Raw genomic sequence first — 17,292 nt, forward strand, 5'->3', positions numbered from 1 at the left:
GCCTCCGCTGCCATCGGCAAGCCCTGCCAGCCATGTCTAGGCGCCCTTCGTGCCGGCGATGATTTCGGTCAGCCTGATGCCGAAGCGCGAAGGGTCGCTTTCGAGCACGGTGATCTCGCCGCGCGCTATTTTGCGGCCGTTCACCACGACATCGACCGGTTCGCCGATGCGGCGGTTGAGCGCGACCGTCGAACCCTTCTGCAGCGCCATCAGATCGGCAACCGCCATCTCGGTGCTGCCGAGGATGATCTGGACATCGACGGGGATGTTCATGATGACGCTTGAATTGGCCGATGCCGCGGCCCTTGCCGCCATCTCGGGGCGCTGCTCTTCTTCGTGCAGGACCCCGCGCAATTCCTCGATGGCACGATCGAGCCGCTCGTCCGGCTGGTCGAGCTCTGGTTCTACCTTGGTCTTGGCCATGCGTCGTCTCCAAAAGCTCAGGCGCGCCCGGCACCAGCCGGCATGAGCCCATCGATGAAATCCTGCCCGGCATCGAAAGGATGCTTGATTCGGACGGTGTAATTCTGTCCCAGTTTGCCGAACTCGCATACGAACAGCGTCTGGCCGCGCGCGCCGAGGCGAGCCCGTGATTGCGCCGTTTCGTCGAAGTCGATCACCTGGCCCACTTCGAGATTGGCGAGGTCTCCGAGCGTCAGCCGCGCCAGCGGCATGGTGGCTTCGAGCGCCACGGTCGAGCGCATCACCTCTTCCGAAAAGCGTGCCCGCCAGCTGGTGCCGTGATCATCCTCGCTGACGCTGGCCGTGCCGTCGCGGCCGGCCAGCACGATACGCTGCGGCATCGTCACCGTGATCGAGCCGCTGTCGACCGGCGTCGAGATGCCGAGGACGATGCGGATCGCGGCGCCGTCGCGCAACACGTGCCGCCTGGCCTCGATGCCCGACATGGCGCGCGGCGCGGGCAGCCGCAATTCGAGCGAGCGCCGTCCCGATCCGTTCAGCGCCTGCGCCACCTCCTGGAACACCATGGTCGAGACATCGGCCTCGATCGGCGACAGGTCGCGCTCGATCGGCGACACCGGCATATCCGGGTCGCCGCCGAACAGCGTCGAGACGATGATTGCGATCGCCGGAGCGTCGATGACGAGGGTCATCGCGTCCGAGGATGCCGGCGAGCCGATAACGGTCATGGCGAAGGTATCGCCGGCGCGCGAACGCGCCTCGGGAACACGGCTGACCTCCACGGCCCTGAGATCAACGGTCACGGGAGCGCCCAGCTCGCTCGAGAGCGCCTTCTGCAGCAGCGGTACGGCCCGTTCGGCCATGGCGCGGCCGGCGTCGATGACCTGGTCGGCCTCGCCGCTGTCGCCGACCAGACGCTCGATGATCAACGAACGCGCTTGCGAGGGGCTGCCCGGACTGGTCATGACAGTTTTGGCACCGGTCTGTCGCGCATCGCTCAGGCGGCCTTCTTCTCGGCGCCGCCGGTGTTCATCGTGCTCTGCTCGACGGCGTCGATAGTCGGCCGTTCATAGGAGGAGATGGTTTTGCGGCCGAACTCGATCGCCACCTGCGGCAGCGCACCGTTCATGTAGGCGAGTAGCGTCTGCTTGACGATGATGTAGAGGCGGTTCTTCTTCTCGCGCACCGTCTTGATCTTGGTGGCGACAGGCCCGACCACCGCGTAGGACAGGAAGATGCCGAGGAAGGTGCCGACCAACGCCGCGCCGATCAGGCCGCCGAGGATTTCCGGCGACTGGTCAAGCGCACCCATCGCCTTGACCACGCCGAGCACGGCGGCGACGATGCCGAGCGCCGGCAGGCCGTCGCCGACCGCGACCAGCGCGTGATAGGCTTTCATCTTGTCGGACTTGATGGTCTGGATTTCCTCGTCCATCAGCGCCTCGATCTCGTGCGAGCGGGCATTGCCGATGATGATGATGCGGCAGTAGTCGCAGATGAAATTCATCAAATCGTGGTTCTTGAGCACGGTCGGAAAGGCCTGGAAGATCGCCGACTCCTCCGGATTGTCGATATGCGCCTCGACCTCGCTGCGCGACTTGGAGCGCAGCTCGCGCATCAGGCTGTGCAGCACGCCGAGCGTTTCCAGATAGTCCTGCTCCTTCGGCACAGCCTGCTTGAAAGCTTCGAGAATGCCCTTGCCGGTATCCTTGACCGTCTTCATCGGATTGGCGACCAGGAAGGTGCCGAGCGCCGCGCCGCAGATGACCACGGCTTCCCATGGCTGGACCAGCACGTGCAGATGCCCGCCCATGGCCATGAAGCCGCCAAGGACGCAGCCGAGCGTCACCACAAGTCCAATCAGAATGCCCACGACCGGTCCTTCCGCATTTCACGTCGGACAAGGGATAGTCCCCGTGCCTTGTGTGAGGCTTGAATCCGAGCCGCCATGGGACCGAAAATTGGCGATTCAGCTTCGCGCAAGGAAGTGAGCTTATTGTGCTGGCATAGCTTCGGCCGGAGGCGCGTCCTTGCTCAGTACCTATACCAGCTACCAGTTGATCACCAAAGACATCAACAAGTCGATCGACCGCATCGAGCAACAGCCGACGGTCGATCGCGATACCCAATATTATCTCGCCAACATCACCAAGGTGAAATCGATCGACGATTTCGTCAACAATGACCGGCTGTTCAAATATGCCATGAAGGCCTACGGTCTCGAGGATATGGACTACGCCAAGGCGTTCATGGTCAAGGCGCTCAAGGAAGGCGTTTCCGATTCCAACAGTTTCGCCAACAAGCTGACCGACAAGCGCTACGCCGCCTTCGTCAACGCCTTCAACTTCGCTGCCAACGGCGCCGATGCGACGATCTACAACAAGGCCCAGCAACTGGTGACGAAGAACTACGCCATACAGGCGCAAATCGCCGGTCTCGATCCGAATTCGGACTATGTGAAGGGCGAGACGACTTACTATCTCGCCAACATCACCAAGGTGAAGTCGGTCGACGACCTTATGTCGAACAGCCGGCTCTACACCTACGCGCTGGCCGCGTACGGCCTCGATTCGGCGACGGAGGACAAGGATCTTATCAAGCAGGTTCTGCAGGGTGGCGTGCGCGACCCCAACAGTGTCGCCAACAAGCAGACGAACCCGGCTTACGCGGGACTGGCCACGGCTCTCAACTTCGAACAGTACGGCGAGAATGCCACCACCATCAATCCAGCGCAGCAGCCGACCGTCGACAAATACATGCGCCAGACGCTGGAAGAGGATGCCGGCCAGACCAATGAGGGCGTGCGGCTGGCACTCTATTTCCAGCGCAAGGCACCCGACATCACCAGTTGGTACGACGTGCTGGCCGACACCGCGCTTGCCAGCGTGGTGCGCACCGCGCTGGGTCTGCCCGATTCCTTCGCCACCGCCGACATCGACAAGCAGGCGCAATTGTTCGGGCAGAAGCTCGACATCTCGGATTTCACGGATCCCGTGAAACTGAACAAGTTCCTGACCCGCTTCACCAGCATGTACGAGATCAACAACCCGACCTCGCCGGCCGTGACATCGATCAGCGTGCTTTTCGCCCAACCGGTCGCATCGGGCATCTCCACCGACCTGATGATGGCCATGCAGAAACTGAAGTTCTGATCATGCGAGACAGTCTCTACGTCGCCCTCTCCGCGCAGATGGCCCTCGAGCGCCGACTCGACACGATCGCCGACAATGTCGCCAACGCCAACACCGTCGGCTTTCGCGCCACGGGGGTGAAGTTCGCGGACGTGGTGTCGGGTGCCGGGCAGAAGTCGGTTTCGTTCGCATCCTCCGGCAAAACCTTTCTGTCGGGAGCTCATGGCTCCATGACGGAGACCGGCAATCCATTCGATTTCGCCATCCAGGGCAATGCCTGGTTCGCCATCGACACGCCGGCCGGCACCGTCATGACCCGCGACGGTCGTTTCTCGATGAACGAGAATGGCGAGCTGATGTCGGTCGAGGGCCATCCGGTGCTCGACGCCGGCGGCGCGCCGATCCAGCTCGATCCCCGCAACGGTCCGCCCAAGGCCGGCGCCGACGGCTCGCTGCGCCAGAACGAACAGCTCGTCGGCTCGATCGGCCTCTACAATTTCGACCCGGGCGAGAATTTCGTGCGCTACGGCAATTCCGGCATTGTGCCCGCACGCACGCCCGAACCGGTCACTGACCGCTCCGACATCGGCGTCGCGCAGGGTTTCGTCGAGGAATCCAACGTCAATCCGGTGCTGGAAATGACCCGGCTGATCATGGTCCAGCGCGCCTTCGAGAACACCGCCGCGCTGATGCGGCAGACCGATTCCTCCACCGACGAGGCGATAAAGACGCTCGGCTCGAAGTCATAGCATGTCGTCAGAGCAGCCATCCATCCGCGCACCCGAAAGACAGCTCCAGCCGGCGCCGCGGGATAGGCTTGCCGCTTTGGAGCGGATTGTCAGGCGCTTCGGCGACAGCGACGGGCTGGTCAAGCGCGGAGGCCTCGTCACGGAAGTCACGCCCACGCACTACAAGGTGCACGGCCTTTCCGATTTCACCAGGCTGGGTGACATTGTCGAGCAGCGCGGCCAGGCCGGCGCGCGCCGCGGCGAGATCGTCAAAATCAGCCGTGACGAGGTTGTGATCGCCCCCTTCGAACGCAGCGCCGACACCGGCATCGGCGATGCCGTGTTCGGCAGGGGTCCACTCGCGGTGGCGCCGCATGCCTCGTGGCGCGGTCGCGCCATCGATGCGCTCACCCGGACGATCGATGGGGGTCCGCCTTTGGTAAGGGGCGACGACATGTCGGCGGCGGCCGCGACACCCGGCGCCATGGCTCGGCAGCGTGTCGGCACCGCCTTCATGACGGGCGTCAAGGTCATCGATATCTTCACGCCGCTCTGCTTCGGGCAGCGCATGGGTGTCTTCGCCGGCTCCGGCGTCGGCAAGTCGACGCTGCTTGCCATGCTCGCCGGCGCCGACGCGTTCGACACCGTCGTCGTGGCGCTGATCGGTGAACGCGGCCGCGAGGTCCGCGAATTCCTCGAGGACACGATCGGCGACAGCATGGCCAAGACCGTCGCCGTCGTCGCCACCAGCGACGAGAGCGCCATGATGCGCCGGCGCGCGCCCGACACCGCCATGCGCGTGGCCGAACACTTCCGCGACCAGGGCCACCGTGTCCTGCTGGTGCTGGATTCGATCACCCGCTTCGCTCATGCGCTGCGCGAGGTGGCGACGGGAACCGGCGAGCCGCCGGTCGCCCGCGGCTACCCCGCCTCGGTCTTCACCGAATTGCCCAAGCTGCTCGAGCGTGCCGGGCCTGGAGCCGAAGGTAAAGGCTCGATCACCGCCATCATTTCCGTGCTGGTCGACGGCGACGATCACAATGATCCGGTCGCAGATTCCGTGCGCGGCATCCTCGACGGCCATGTCGTGCTCGACCGCGCGATCGCCGAACAGGGCCGCTATCCGCCCGTCAATCCACTGTCGTCCATATCGCGACTTGCAGGCAAAGCCTGGAGCGTCGAGCAGCGAGCCCTGGTGACGCGGCTGAAGTCGATGATCTCCCGCTTCGAGGACACGCGCGACATCCGGCTGCTCGGCGCCTATCAGGGCGGCGTCGACGCCGAACTCGACATGGCCGTGCGCCAGGTGCCCCTGATCTATGAGGCGCTGACGCAATCGCCCAGGGACCGTCCGTCCGCCGATTCGTTCTCCGACCTTGCCCGCCACCTCAAGGGAAAGCAGAATGCCGAACCAGGAGACTGAACGCCAGTACACCGAGCGCCTCCTGAACGAGATGATCGCCGAGGCGAACGCCGCGGAGCAGGCTCGAGCGGAGGAGGCCAGGGTCGCCAAGGCAAACGCCGTGGGCGCCATGGCTGCCAGGACCGCGGCTGTTCTGGCCAGGGCCGTCAAACCGGCTCTCCCCAGATCCGAACCTGTTCTTGGTCGGACCGCCCTTTCCTCAACGCATGTGGTTCCCGGCGTCGATGCTCCCGAGATGACGCAGGCAAGCCGCGAATCGCTGATCGATGGCCTGTTCGCCGCCACCGAATGGCCGCAGCCGCCAAAGCCGCAATTCCCCAGACTGGGCAAGAAGAAGGCGGACCGTCGCGCCGACGTCGTCATCGCCGCGCTCGGCATCACGCTCGGCCTGACCTGCGCCCTGTTTCCCTGGTACATTTTCTTCAATCAGGACCAGTTCGGCGTGCAGGCGATCAAGTTCGGCGGCACAGGCACCAATTCGGGACGTGCGGGCGGCGGCGTGGTTGCCGCGCGCAGCGCGCCACTGACAGCCAAGGACGTTCCCAACACCAACGTCGACCTGCTTGCCACCGGCACGGTGCAGGACGATTCCAGAACGGAGCCGCCCGGCGATCAGCCCTTTCCCGCTGACATCGCGAAGTTCCGCATGGTCCATGTCGCCAACGGCCGCGCCATGATCGAGGACGACACCGGCCTGTGGATGGTCCAGCGGGGTTCGACGCTACCGGATTCCAGCAAGGTATCGGCGATCGAACAGCGCAATGGCAAATGGGTCATGCTCACCAGCGCCAACCAGGTGATCGAGCTTTCCAGATAAGGCTGTTTCGGCTTTGCCCCGAGCCGGATCCAAGTCCAAAAAGACGGAGCAAGATGCCGTCCGAAAACCGCCTCATATTTTTCGCTGTCATACTCTAGCGACCGTCCGCAAGGTCCGCGCAAGACTGGCGGCCTAGTCTTTGGGCACATGCCCGGAGATTCCCATGGAGCCCGTTTCCCTTTTCGATCTCGCCGCCAAGCAAGCGCAGTGGCTGTCTGTGCGTCAGTCGGCGGTCGCCGGCAACATCGCAAATGCCAACACGCCGGGCTACACGGCAAACGATGTCGAGCCGTTCGAGAAGGTGCTCGACCGCACCGCGGTGTCGCTCCAGATCACCGAGCCCGGCCATCTCGGCAGTGCTGCCACCAATGCCGGCTTCACCATCAAGCCGCAGGAAGACGATGGCGTGATCATGCCGTCCAAGAACACGGTCGTGCTTGAAGATCAGCTTCTCAAGGCCGGCGAAGTACGCCGCTCCTTCGAGCTCAACACGGCCATCGTCAAGGCATTCCACTCAATGATGATGATGGCGGTGAAGAGCTGACCATGGACGCACTGACCGCAGCCCTCAAAGTCGCAGCATCAGGCCTCGGCGCTCAGTCCGAGCGCCTGCGCGTAGTTTCGGAAAACCTCGCCAACGCCCAGTCGACAGGCACCACGCCGGGTGCCGACCCGTATCGCCGCAAGACCATCAGCTTCGTTTCCGAACTCGACCGGGCCTCCGGCAGCTCGACGGTGGAGGTGAACTCGATCGACCGCGACCCCAGCGACTTTCCCGTCGAATTCCAGCCTGGCAACGAGGCCGCCGACGACAAGGGCTACGTCAAGATGCCCAATGTCAACGTGCTGATCGAAATGGCCGACATGACCGAGGCCAACCGCTCCTACGAGGCCAACCTGCAAGTCGTGAAGCAGGCGCGCGACCTCATTTCAATGACCATCGACCTGATGAGGAACCAATGATCGTCAACGGCATCGGCGCGCTGAACCTGAAGCCTGGGCTGGGCGATACAGCCACCGACCTGCTGCAGGGCGGTGTTGCGTCGGCGGCATCGGGCAACCTCGGCACCTCCTTCGCCGAAGCGGTGAGCCAGGCGGCCTCCAAGACTGTCAGCACCATGCAGAATGCCGAGCAGGTATCGATGCAGGCGCTCAAGGGCGACGCCGACACCCGCCAGGTGGTCGATGCCGTGATGAGCGCCCAGCAGGCGCTGCAGACCGCCGTCGCCATCCGCGACAAGGTCGTCTCGGCCTATCTCGAAGTCAGTCGCATGGGCATCTGAGGAGCAGGCCATGAAAGCACTCGCCATCGCCGCCACCGGCATGAATGCCCAGCAGACCAATCTGGAAGTCATCGCCAACAACATCGCCAACATCAACACCACCGGCTACAAGCGCGCGCGCGCCGAATTCTCCGACCTGCTTTACCAGGTCGACCGCACGCAAGGTGTGCCGAACCGTTCCAACGCCTCGCTGGTGCCGGAAGGCGTTTCGATCGGCCTCGGCGTCAAGACGACCGCCGTGCGCAACGTGCACACCCAGGGCGAGCTGACCAGCACCGGCAACAGTTTCGACATGGCGTTGACCGGCAGGGGCTGGTTCCAGATCGAAGGCGCCGACGGCGGCACGCTCTACAGCCGCGCCGGTGCCTTCAACACCAACGCCACCGGCCAGTTGGTGACCGTGGACGGCGCCAGTGTCATTCCGGCCATCACCGTGCCCGTCAATGCCGTCGAGGTCATCGTCAACAAGACCGGTCAGGTCTTCGCCCGCATCGACGGCCAGACCAACCTGCAGACGCTCGGCCAACTTCAGATCGCCAACTTCGCCAACGAGGCCGGCCTCGCGCCGCTTGGCGACAATCTGTTCCAGGAAACGACGGCTTCCGGCCCGGCCAATGTCGGCGTGCCCGGCGATCCCGGCTTCGCCACCATCCAGCAAGGCTATCTCGAGGCTTCCAATGTCGACCCGGTCAAGGAAATCACCGAGCTGATCTCGGCGCAGCGCGCCTATGAGATGAACTCCAAGGTCATCCAGGCCGCCGACGACATGGCCTCCGTCGTCTCCAAGAACATCAGGTAACGGATGATGGCCATGCCGATCTCCTGCTCCGCATTCCGCCGCGCCGCGCTGACCCTTGCGCTGGTGGCCGGCGGCATGCCGGCTTTCGCCCAGGAATCGGCAGGCCAATCGACGGGTCAGTCGGCCACGCAGATCGCCAGCAACCAGCCTGCCGGCGAGGTCGTGCTGATCCCCAACCGCGTCATCTATCCTGGCGAGACCATCGAACTCGGCGCTCTGAAGCAGGTCACCCTCATCCCGGGCAAGCACAAGCCCGACGCGGTGGCGACCCACGCCGAGGAACTCCAGGGCAAGATCGCCAAGCGCACGCTGCTGCCGGGCCGCTATATTCCTTCCGCCGCCATCCGCGAGGCCTGGCTGGTCGAACAGGGTGCCGCCGTGCAGGTCTTCTTCGTCGCCGGCGGGCTGACGATAACGGCCACCGCCGTGACCTTGCAGCCGGGCTCGGCCGGCGACTTCATCAAGGTTCGCAACAGCGACAGCGGCAAGATCCTCTCCGGCACGGTGATGGCCGACGGCACCATCCAGGTCGGCGCTTCATGATGCGCCCATTTGCCCTTCTGCTCGCGGCGGCACTTGGCCTGCAGCCGGCGCTGGCCGATGGCTTGACGCCCAAGGCCAAGCGCGAAATCGCCGCCAGGAGTGGCGGTGTCTACGACGATCCGGAATATGATCCGGCCACCACTACGCGCATGTTCCGCGTTTCGCCCGGACCGAGTTCGCTGCCGCCAGGCCAGGTCGCCTCGCGCATCAAGGACATCGCGCAACTACAGAGCTCGCGCGACAACCAGCTCGTCGGCTACGGACTTGTGATCGGGCTGGCCGGATCCGGCGACAGCCTGCGCAATTCGCCGTTCACCGAACAGTCGATCCGTGCCATGCTCGAAAATCTCGGCATCGCCACCGAAGGCGGCAGCGCACGCGCCAAGAATGTCGCCGCCGTCATCGTCACCGCCAACATGCCGCCCTATGTGCAATCGGGCGCCCGCATCGACATCGATGTTTCGTCGATGGGCGACGCCACCTCGCTTGCCGGCGGCACGCTGATCATGACGCCGCTGAAGGCGGCGGACGGCGAGATATACGCCGTCGGCCAAGGCGCGGTCATCGTTTCCGGTTTCACCGCCCAGGGTCAGGCCCAGCAATTGACGCAAGGCGTGCCGACCGCCGGCCGCGTGCCGAACGGGGCCATAGTCGAGCGGCAGGTGAAGGCCGAGTTCGACGACCAGTCGACGCTGACGCTGCAATTGCGCAATCCCGATTTTTCGACCGCCATCCGCATCGCCGACGCGATCAACGACTACACCGCCCAGCGCTTCGGCATGCGCGTGGCGGCAGAGCGCGATTCCCGAACCGTGCAGATCAGGCGGCCGAAGAGCGTTTCGGCTGCCCGCTTCTATGCCGAGATCGAGAATCTGGTGGTCGAATCCGACACGCCGGCCCGCGTCGTCATCGACGAGCGCACCGGCACCATCGTCATCGGCAACGACGTCAAGATCTCACGTGTCGCCATCAGCCACGGCACGTTGACGGTGCGCATCACGGAAGCCCCGCGCGTCGTGCAGCCCGAACCCTTCTCCAAGGGCGAAACCGCCGTCGAGCCGTTCACCGCTATCGATGCCAGCCGGCCCGACGCCCGCGTCGCCGTGCTCGACGGACCCGACCTGCAAACCCTCGTTTCCGGCCTCAACCGTCTTGGCGTCAAGCCGGACGGCATCATTGCCATCCTGCAAGGCATCAAGTCGGCCGGCGCCCTGCAAGCCGATCTGGTTCTCCAATAGGCGATGCCGATGATCTCCTCCCTCTCATCCCGTGAAAGACGCAGCTCCCGCACCTTTCTGTTTGCGGCCGCCCTCGCGGCCATGCCTGTCTTTGGCGGCGCACACGCCGACGATACCGTGCGCCAGGTCCTGCCCGGTGCGCAGCCCACGGTCGCGCCGCGGCAATTGACGCGGGAGAAAGCGCCGGACCAGAGCGAGATCGAGCGCTTCTGCTCCAACATCGCCGACGCCGCTCGCGACCGCCGCTATGCCTTGCAGGCGGAGGAGTTGAAACAGCTCCAGGCCGGCATCGACGAACGCATGAAGGCGCTGGATGCAAAGAAGGCCGAATACGAGACCTGGCTGAAGCGGCGTGAAGTGTTCCTGGCCCGGGCCGAGGACGGCGTCGTCAAGATCTATGCCGGCATGAAGCCCGATGCGGCGGCCGAACGCCTGGCGATCGTCAACGCCGACCTCGCCGCGGCCATCCTGATGAAGCTCGATGCACGCAAGGCCGGCGTCATCCTCAACGAAATGGACCAGAAGGCGGCGGCGACGCTCACCGGCATCATGGCCAGCGCAGCCCGAAGGGTAGATCCGTCATGATCCGCAGAATGCTCATCCTGTGCGCGGTCGCAGCACTGTCCGGCTGCGGAACCAACCTCAAGGAGGTCGGCAAGGAACCGGCATTGTCCCCGGTCGGCTCCGGCATAGATGTCGGCAACACCGGCTCGCTGTATAAATACCCGGAAACGCCGCGGCAGCCGGTAAAGAAGTTCTCGCTGTGGAACGACCGCCAGAGCCGACTGTTCACCGACCCGCGGGCGCTGTCGCAAGGCGACATCCTGACCGTCAAAATCAGCATCAACGACCGCGCCAACTTCAAGAACCAGAATGACAGAAGCCGCACCGCCAGTCGGCAACTCGGCTATGACATCAGCGCGCAATGGGACAAGCTCAGCACCGCCGGCAAGGGCTCTGGAGCGCTCAACTCCCAGACGGACACGACTGCCGACGGTGAGATCAAGCGGTCGGAAACACTTGAGCTCAATGTGGCAGCCATCGTCACCGATGTCTTGCCCAACGGCAATCTGATGATCACCGGGTCGCAGGAAGTGCGCGTCAATGCCGAGCTTCGGGTGCTGACCATCGCCGGCATCGTGCGCCCAGCCGATATCGGCGCCGAGAACACGATCCCTTACGAACGTATCGCCGAAGCGCGCATTTCGTATGGCGGACGCGGCCGCATCACCGAGATCCAGCAACCGGCCTATGGCCAGCAGGTCCTCGACCAGGTTCTTCCGTTCTAGTTCTTGGCCTTGTGGGGATTGGAGAGCAAAACACCGTGGCCAATGTCGAACAGGTTCAGCCTCGCAAGGGTCCTTCCCTTGCCATCCAAGGCGCCATGCTGCTCGTGGTGACGGCCGCCGCCATCGGCATGGGCTGGATGTCAGGCGGCTATCTCAAAGGCGTCGATGCACCACCATCGGTGCCGGTTGCGCCTGAAAATGAGGGCAAGGTCGCCCAGGCCGCCGCACAACAGCCGGGCACGGGCCCGACGCTGGTCGCACTGGCGCCGATCACCACCAATATCGCCTCGCCTGCGGATACATGGATCAGGATGGAAGTATCCGTGGTCTATGACACGCCGCAGCCGCCGACCATGGCGGAGGACATTCAACAGGATCTTCTGGCTTTCGTGCGTACCCTGAAGATGCACCAGATCGAAGGTGCCAGCGGCTACCAGCATCTGAAGGCCGACCTCGACGAACGCGCCTCGATCCGCAGTCAGGGGCACGTCAAACAGATTCTTATCAGGACATTGCTGCTCGAATGAGAAAATTCCTTCTTGCCGCGGTACTGATCGGTGCCGCCACCTCCGTCACGGCGGCCCAGCAACTGGACCTTGGCGGCATCGGCAAAGCCGATGGCACCACCGTCGGCTACATCATTCAGATGTTCGGCCTGCTTACCGTCCTGTCGGTGGCGCCGGGCCTGCTGATCATGGTGACCAGCTTCACCCGTTTCGTCATCGCTTTCTCGATCCTGCGCGCCGGCATCGGCCTGCAGTCGACGCCGGCGAACCTCATCCTCATTTCGCTGTCGCTGTTCATGACCTTCTATGTCATGGCACCGACCTTCGATCAGGCGTGGAACACCGGCGTCAAGCCGCTGATGGACAACCAGATCAGCCAGACCGAGGCCTTCGAGAAGATTTCCGATCCGTTCCGGACCTTCATGCTGCACAATGTGCGCGACAAGGACTTCGATCTTTTCGCCGACCTCGCCCGCGAGCGCGGCCAGGTTGTTGCCAAGGAGACGGTCGACCTGCGCATCCTGGTGCCTGCCTTCATGATCTCCGAAATCCGGCGCGGTTTCGAGATCGGCTTCCTGATCGTGCTGCCATTCCTGGTCATCGACCTGATCGTGGCCACCATCACCATGGCGATGGGCATGATGATGCTGCCGCCCACGGTCGTGTCGCTGCCGTTCAAAATCCTGTTCTTCGTCCTGATCGACGGCTGGAACCTGCTCGTCGGGAGCCTGGTGCGCTCTTTCACCTGATCTCCCACGCTCGACATCAGGCACCGCTCGCCCGAGAAACCGGGTGGCGCGAGCATCATCGAATTTTCTCCGAATTATTTTCGATTAACCGTCCAGTTTAGTCCTTTGGTAGGGACTCGCCGCCATAGTCGCTCGCAGATGGCGGGTGACCCAAACGCAACGGTCATTGGCATGATGCCGCTCCGTCATACCGGACAAACCGGTATGCAAAAAACACCTGTAAAAACAAGGTACGAGTAGCTATGGCCAGTATCATGACCAACACCGCCGCGTTGACGGCGCTGCAGAGCCTTAATGCCACGCAGAACAGCCTCGCCACCACCCAGTCCCGCATTTCGACGGGCTATCGCGTCTCCCAGGCTTCGGACAACGCCGCCTACTGGTCGATCGCGACCACGATGCGCTCCGACAACCAGGCCATGTCCACCGTTTCGGACTCGCTCGGCCTCGGCGCCTCGAAGGTCGACACCGCCTACACCGGCATGAGCAGCGCGATCACCACCATCAACTCGATCCAGCAGAAGCTGACCGCATCCTACGGCCAGACCGACGCCTCCAAGGAAAAGACCCAGGTCGAAATCAAGGCGCTTCAGGATCAGTTGAAGGCCTACGCCGATGGCGCGACCTTCTCGGGCACCAACATGCTTTCGGTGTCGACGGCTTCGGGCACGGCAGCCGACGTCAAAGTCGTTTCGGCTTTCAACCGTAGCGCCGCCGGCGCTGTTTCGATTTCGACGATCGACGTCAATGTCGAAAGCATCAAGCTCTATGACGCCGGCGCCGCACCGACCGCCAAGGGCATTCTGGACACAGACCGCCTCGGCGCCACTGGCGCAGCGGTTACATCGGCCTCGGCCCCGACCCTGGGCGCTGCCGCAGCCGGCACCGACACCTATTCGGTCGCCAGCTTGGCCATCTTCTCGGGCACCACGGCCGCCAGCGACAGCCAGATCTCGCAGATGATGACGGTTGTCGACGCCGCGCTCAAGGACATGACGACCGCCGCCACCAAGCTCGGCGCCGCCAAGAGCTCCATCGACCTGCAGAAGACCTTCACCTCGAGCCTGATGGACTCCATCGATCGCGGCGTCGGCCAGCTCGTCGATGCCGACATGAACAAGGAATCGACCCGCCTCCAGGCGCTGCAGGTTCAGCAGCAGCTCGGCGTCCAGGCGCTGTCGATCGCCAACGGCTCCTCGCAGTCGATCCTGTCGCTCTTCCGCGGCTGATCACACTCAACCGGCTACATTAGACCGACGGGCCGCGCCAAAAGCGCGGCCCGTTTTTTTTGCGTTTGCTCCAGCCCCGCGCAACCCTCGTTCCTTAACCCTCCAAAGTCAGCTTTTAACAGGCCGTTAACCATAACGCGCTAGTCATGGTTAACCAATGACTTACAACGGATTGCCGAATCGGCCCGATCGGGGCGGCGGCAATCCACGGGCGGGTCGAGCGGCTCGCGAGGGCAACGCCGGTTTTTGAGAAGACCGGTCTGGAAAAAGGAGCGAGTTTCTTGGCGAGCATCATGACGAACGCTGCGGCGTTGACCGCACTTCAAAGCCTCAACGCCACCAACAAGTCGCTCGAGCAGACACAGGCCCGCATCTCGACGGGTTACCGCGTCTCTCAGGCCTCCGACAACGCCGCCTACTGGTCGATCGCGACGACGATGCGCTCGGACAACCAGGCGCTCTCGACCGTGCAGGACGCCCTCGGCCTCGGCGCCTCGAAAGTCGACACCGCCTATACCGGCATGAACAATGTTCTGACGTCGATCGGCCAGATCAAGACCAAGCTGCTTTCCACCGTCGGCCAGACGGACGCCGCCAAGGCAAAGACGCAGACCGAGATCACGGCGCTCCAGGCGCAGATGAAGTCCTTTGCCGATGCCGCCACCTTTTCGGGTTCGAATTACCTTTCGGTGACGTCCAAGCAGGTCGCCGCGCCGAATGATGGCGTCCAGGCCGACGCCAAGATCGTCTCGTCCTTCAACCGCTCATCCTCGGGCGCCATTTCGCTTGGAACGATCGACATCAATGTCGAGAGCACCAAGCTGTTCGATTCCGGCCTCGCCACCGACGTCAAGAACCAGGGCACGCTCGATCGCCAAACCTCTGTCTACTCGACAGCGGCGGCACAGAGCCAATATGACACCGCTTATGCGACCGCGCTCGCTGGCGGCGCCACGGACATTGCCGCCAACACCGCGGGCCAGGCCGCGGTAAGCCCGGCTGCCACGAAGATCGACAATGTCTCCGCCTACAATCTCGACATCACCGCGGCGGGCGTGACCGACGACATCATCACCCAGATGATCGGCAAGATCGACAAGGTCATGGCCCAGTTGACCGACCAGGCCACCATCCTCGGTTCGGCCAAAAGCAGCATCGACCTGCAGAAGACCTTCACGCAGAGCCTGATGGACTCCATCGACCGCGGCGTCGGCCAACTCGTCGATGCAGACATGAACAAGGAATCGACCCGTCTCCAGGCGCTGCAGGTGCAGCAGCAGCTCGGCATCCAGGCGCTGTCGATCGCCAACAGCTCCTCGCAGTCGATCCTGTCGCTGTTCAAGAACGGCTAGTCCAGCCTTAGCTGACGGGTTACTTCTACTTCCAATTCACGGGCCGCGCCGCAAGCGCGGCCCGATTTCATTTTCGCACAAGCTTCGAGGGCTAGTGTTCCGGCGGACAGTCATGCTGGGAGTCGCTCAATCGTGCCGGAACAGATCCAGAGCATCATCTCGAATCTCCGCGGCTTTGGCGTCAGGCGCCTGGCCATGCTGGCGGGCATCGCCGTCCTGGTGATGGGTGTCATCGGCATTGCCTCGGTCTACCTCAACCGACCGGCCTACGACACGCTCTATGTCGGACTCGACCGCTCCGACGTGAACCAGATCGGCCTGGTGCTGGGCGAGGCCGGCATCGGCTTCGACGTCGGCGCCGACGGAACCTCCGTGCTGGTGCCGGCCGGGACCACGGCGCAGGCACGCATGCTGCTTGCCGAGAAGGGCCTGCCGACCAGCGCCAATGCCGGCTACGAGCTGTTCGACAATGTCGGTGCGATGGGCCTCACCTCCTTCATGCAGCAGATCACCCGCGTGCGTGCGCTCGAAGGCGAGATCGCCCGCACCATCCAGTCCATAGCAGGCATCAAGGCGGCACGCGTCCACATCGTCATGTCCGAGCGCGCCAATTTCCGCCGTGACGAACAACAGCCTTCCGCCTCGGTCGTCATCCGTTACGCCGGCATCGACGCGGAGAAAAGCGCCATGTCGATCCGCCACCTCGTCGCCGCCGCCGTCCCCGGCCTGTCGGCCGACAAGGTGACGGTGCTCGATTCCAACGGCAACCTCTTGGCCGCGGGCGATGATCCCTCCAACACCAGTGCCGCCCGCACGCTCGGCGTCGAGCAGACCGTCGAAGCGCAGATCGGCGACAACATCCGCCGCGCGCTGACGCCCTATCTCGGTCCCGACAATTTCCGTGCCAGCGTCAAGGCCGATGTCAACACGGACACCCGTCAAACGGAGGAGACCATCTTCGATCCGAATTCCCGCGTCGAACGCTCCGTGCAGTCGGTGCGCGCCAATGAGAACAGCAACCAGAAACAGGCTTCGACCCCCGCCAGTGTCGAGCAGAATCTGCCGGAGACCCAGGCTACCGCGACCGAGGGCCCGCAAACCTCGTCGGCGAACGACCGCAAGGAAGAGATCACCAACTACGAGATCAACTCCAAGAAGATAGCCACCGTCTCCAACGGCTATACCGTGACCAAGATGTCGATCGCCGTCGTCGTTAACCAGGACCGGCTGAAGACGATCCTGGGCAAGGACGCGACACCGGAACAGATCGCCAAGCGTGTCGCCGACATCCAGAAGATGGTGAGCTCCGCCACCGGCTTCGACGACAAGCGCGGCGACGTCATCGACGTCTCGGCCGTCGAGTTCATAGACGGGCTGGACGGCGAGGCGGTGCCCCAGGCGGGAATGCTCGATTCCATCGGCCAGCATGCCGGCACGCTGATCAATGCCGGCGCCTTCATCGTCGTGGTGTTCCTGGTCGCCTTCTTCGGCTTGCGGCCGATGGCGGCCGCGTTGACGGCAAAGGCGACGCCCGCCATAGCAGGCCCCAATTTCGATGAAGTCCAGCGCTCTCTGCCGACGCCGGAGGCAGCCGCTTCCGCCGATGCGGGTGCCGCCATCGGTGCCCTGCCCGGCACCCGTGCCGGCGCCACCCCGCTCGACGATCTGCGCCAGAAGATCAGGCCGGCCCCGCAGGAGCGGCTTGCCCGCATGGTCGACATCAACGAGGAACGCACCGCGCAGATCCTGCGCAAATGGGCGGCCCAGGAAGTCGCGGCCTAG

At 63.7% G+C, this 17,292-nt stretch carries 20 protein-coding genes; 17 read left to right on the forward strand and 3 right to left on the reverse strand.

Translation table 11 applies throughout. The features are described 5' to 3' along the window. Positions 1 to 36 precede the first annotated feature (36 nt). From fliN to motA, 3 genes are read right to left on the reverse strand one after another with little or no spacing between them, the layout of a single operon-like run. Positions 37 to 423, reverse strand: a complete 387-nt coding sequence (gene fliN, locus FJW08_RS10715; RefSeq protein ID WP_140755900.1) for a flagellar motor switch protein FliN — start codon at positions 421 to 423, stop codon at positions 37 to 39. A 17-nt stretch (positions 424 to 440) separates the two neighbouring features. Further along, positions 441 to 1,388, reverse strand: coding sequence for a FliM/FliN family flagellar motor switch protein (locus FJW08_RS10720; protein WP_140810506.1), 948 nt, complete (start codon positions 1,386 to 1,388; stop codon positions 441 to 443). A gap of 32 nt (positions 1,389 to 1,420) precedes the next feature. Beyond that, positions 1,421 to 2,296, reverse strand: a complete 876-nt coding sequence (gene motA / locus FJW08_RS10725; RefSeq protein ID WP_140810508.1) for a flagellar motor stator protein MotA — start codon at positions 2,294 to 2,296, stop codon at positions 1,421 to 1,423. 157 nt (positions 2,297 to 2,453) lie between these two features. On the opposite strand from motA, the gene FJW08_RS10730 reads away from it, so the two are divergent. The 17 genes from FJW08_RS10730 (at position 2,454) to fliF (ending at position 17,292) form a co-directional block, all read left to right on the forward strand. Further along, the gene (locus FJW08_RS10730; RefSeq protein WP_140810509.1) at positions 2,454 to 3,575 is read left to right on the forward strand and encodes a DUF1217 domain-containing protein; all 1,122 of its coding nucleotides are present in this window, start codon (positions 2,454 to 2,456) and stop codon (positions 3,573 to 3,575) included. Between the two features lie 2 nt (positions 3,576 to 3,577). Next, entirely contained in the window at positions 3,578 to 4,303 is a 726-nt protein-coding gene (flgF, locus tag FJW08_RS10735; protein ID WP_140810510.1) for a flagellar basal-body rod protein FlgF, read from the forward strand. A 1-nt stretch (position 4,304) separates the two neighbouring features. Then, a complete protein-coding gene (gene fliI / locus FJW08_RS10740) occupies positions 4,305 to 5,705 on the forward strand; it encodes a flagellar protein export ATPase FliI (RefSeq protein WP_140810511.1) in 1,401 nt (466 codons plus the stop codon). After that, positions 5,686 to 6,522, forward strand: coding sequence for a hypothetical protein (locus tag FJW08_RS10745; protein ID WP_140810512.1), 837 nt, complete (start codon positions 5,686 to 5,688; stop codon positions 6,520 to 6,522). The genes fliI and FJW08_RS10745 overlap by 20 nt, the downstream gene beginning before the upstream one ends. Before the next feature lie 163 nt (positions 6,523 to 6,685). Next, complete coding sequence (flgB, locus tag FJW08_RS10750) at positions 6,686 to 7,066, forward strand: flagellar basal body rod protein FlgB (RefSeq protein ID WP_027144748.1); 381 nt, start codon at positions 6,686 to 6,688, stop codon at positions 7,064 to 7,066. A gap of 2 nt (positions 7,067 to 7,068) precedes the next feature. Continuing rightward, positions 7,069 to 7,485 (forward strand): flagellar basal body rod protein FlgC, encoded by a 417-nt coding sequence (gene flgC, locus FJW08_RS10755; RefSeq protein WP_127275715.1) that lies wholly within the window; start codon positions 7,069 to 7,071, stop codon positions 7,483 to 7,485. Next, on the forward strand, positions 7,482 to 7,805 hold the full coding sequence (locus FJW08_RS10760) for a flagellar hook-basal body complex protein FliE (RefSeq protein WP_181182895.1): 324 nt from the start codon (positions 7,482 to 7,484) through the stop codon (positions 7,803 to 7,805). Before flgC ends, FJW08_RS10760 begins: the two co-directional genes overlap by 4 nt. A 10-nt stretch (positions 7,806 to 7,815) precedes the next feature. Next, on the forward strand, positions 7,816 to 8,604 hold the full coding sequence (flgG, locus tag FJW08_RS10765; protein ID WP_140810514.1) for a flagellar basal-body rod protein FlgG: 789 nt from the start codon (positions 7,816 to 7,818) through the stop codon (positions 8,602 to 8,604). A gap of 6 nt (positions 8,605 to 8,610) precedes the next feature. After that, positions 8,611 to 9,147, forward strand: coding sequence for a flagellar basal body P-ring formation chaperone FlgA (gene flgA, locus FJW08_RS10770; protein ID WP_181182896.1), 537 nt, complete (start codon positions 8,611 to 8,613; stop codon positions 9,145 to 9,147). After that, entirely contained in the window at positions 9,144 to 10,385 is a 1,242-nt protein-coding gene (locus tag FJW08_RS10775) for a flagellar basal body P-ring protein FlgI (RefSeq protein WP_140810516.1), read from the forward strand. Before flgA ends, FJW08_RS10775 begins: the two co-directional genes overlap by 4 nt. A 3-nt stretch (positions 10,386 to 10,388) precedes the next feature. Beyond that, on the forward strand, positions 10,389 to 10,970 hold the full coding sequence (locus FJW08_RS10780) for a MotE family protein (protein ID WP_181182897.1): 582 nt from the start codon (positions 10,389 to 10,391) through the stop codon (positions 10,968 to 10,970). Continuing rightward, complete coding sequence (gene flgH, locus FJW08_RS10785; protein WP_140810518.1) at positions 10,967 to 11,674, forward strand: flagellar basal body L-ring protein FlgH; 708 nt, start codon at positions 10,967 to 10,969, stop codon at positions 11,672 to 11,674. The genes FJW08_RS10780 and flgH overlap by 4 nt, the downstream gene beginning before the upstream one ends. A gap of 35 nt (positions 11,675 to 11,709) precedes the next feature. Continuing rightward, the gene (locus tag FJW08_RS10790; RefSeq protein WP_140810519.1) at positions 11,710 to 12,201 is read left to right on the forward strand and encodes a flagellar basal body-associated FliL family protein; all 492 of its coding nucleotides are present in this window, start codon (positions 11,710 to 11,712) and stop codon (positions 12,199 to 12,201) included. Beyond that, the gene (gene fliP / locus FJW08_RS10795) at positions 12,198 to 12,929 is read left to right on the forward strand and encodes a flagellar type III secretion system pore protein FliP (protein ID WP_140810521.1); all 732 of its coding nucleotides are present in this window, start codon (positions 12,198 to 12,200) and stop codon (positions 12,927 to 12,929) included. The genes FJW08_RS10790 and fliP overlap by 4 nt, the downstream gene beginning before the upstream one ends. Positions 12,930 to 13,171: 242 nt before the next feature. Further along, positions 13,172 to 14,158: a flagellin gene (locus tag FJW08_RS10800; RefSeq protein WP_140755928.1), complete on the forward strand. Its 987-nt coding sequence runs from the start codon at positions 13,172 to 13,174 to the stop codon at positions 14,156 to 14,158. A gap of 281 nt (positions 14,159 to 14,439) precedes the next feature. Further along, positions 14,440 to 15,510, forward strand: coding sequence for a flagellin (locus FJW08_RS10805; protein WP_140810522.1), 1,071 nt, complete (start codon positions 14,440 to 14,442; stop codon positions 15,508 to 15,510). A gap of 132 nt (positions 15,511 to 15,642) precedes the next feature. Next, positions 15,643 to 17,292: a flagellar basal-body MS-ring/collar protein FliF gene (gene fliF, locus FJW08_RS10810; protein ID WP_140810523.1), complete on the forward strand. Its 1,650-nt coding sequence runs from the start codon at positions 15,643 to 15,645 to the stop codon at positions 17,290 to 17,292.

Origin of the sequence: Mesorhizobium sp. B3-2-1 (genome assembly GCF_006439515.1) — a bacterium.
In the GTDB taxonomy this organism is placed as follows: domain Bacteria; phylum Pseudomonadota; class Alphaproteobacteria; order Rhizobiales; family Rhizobiaceae; genus Mesorhizobium.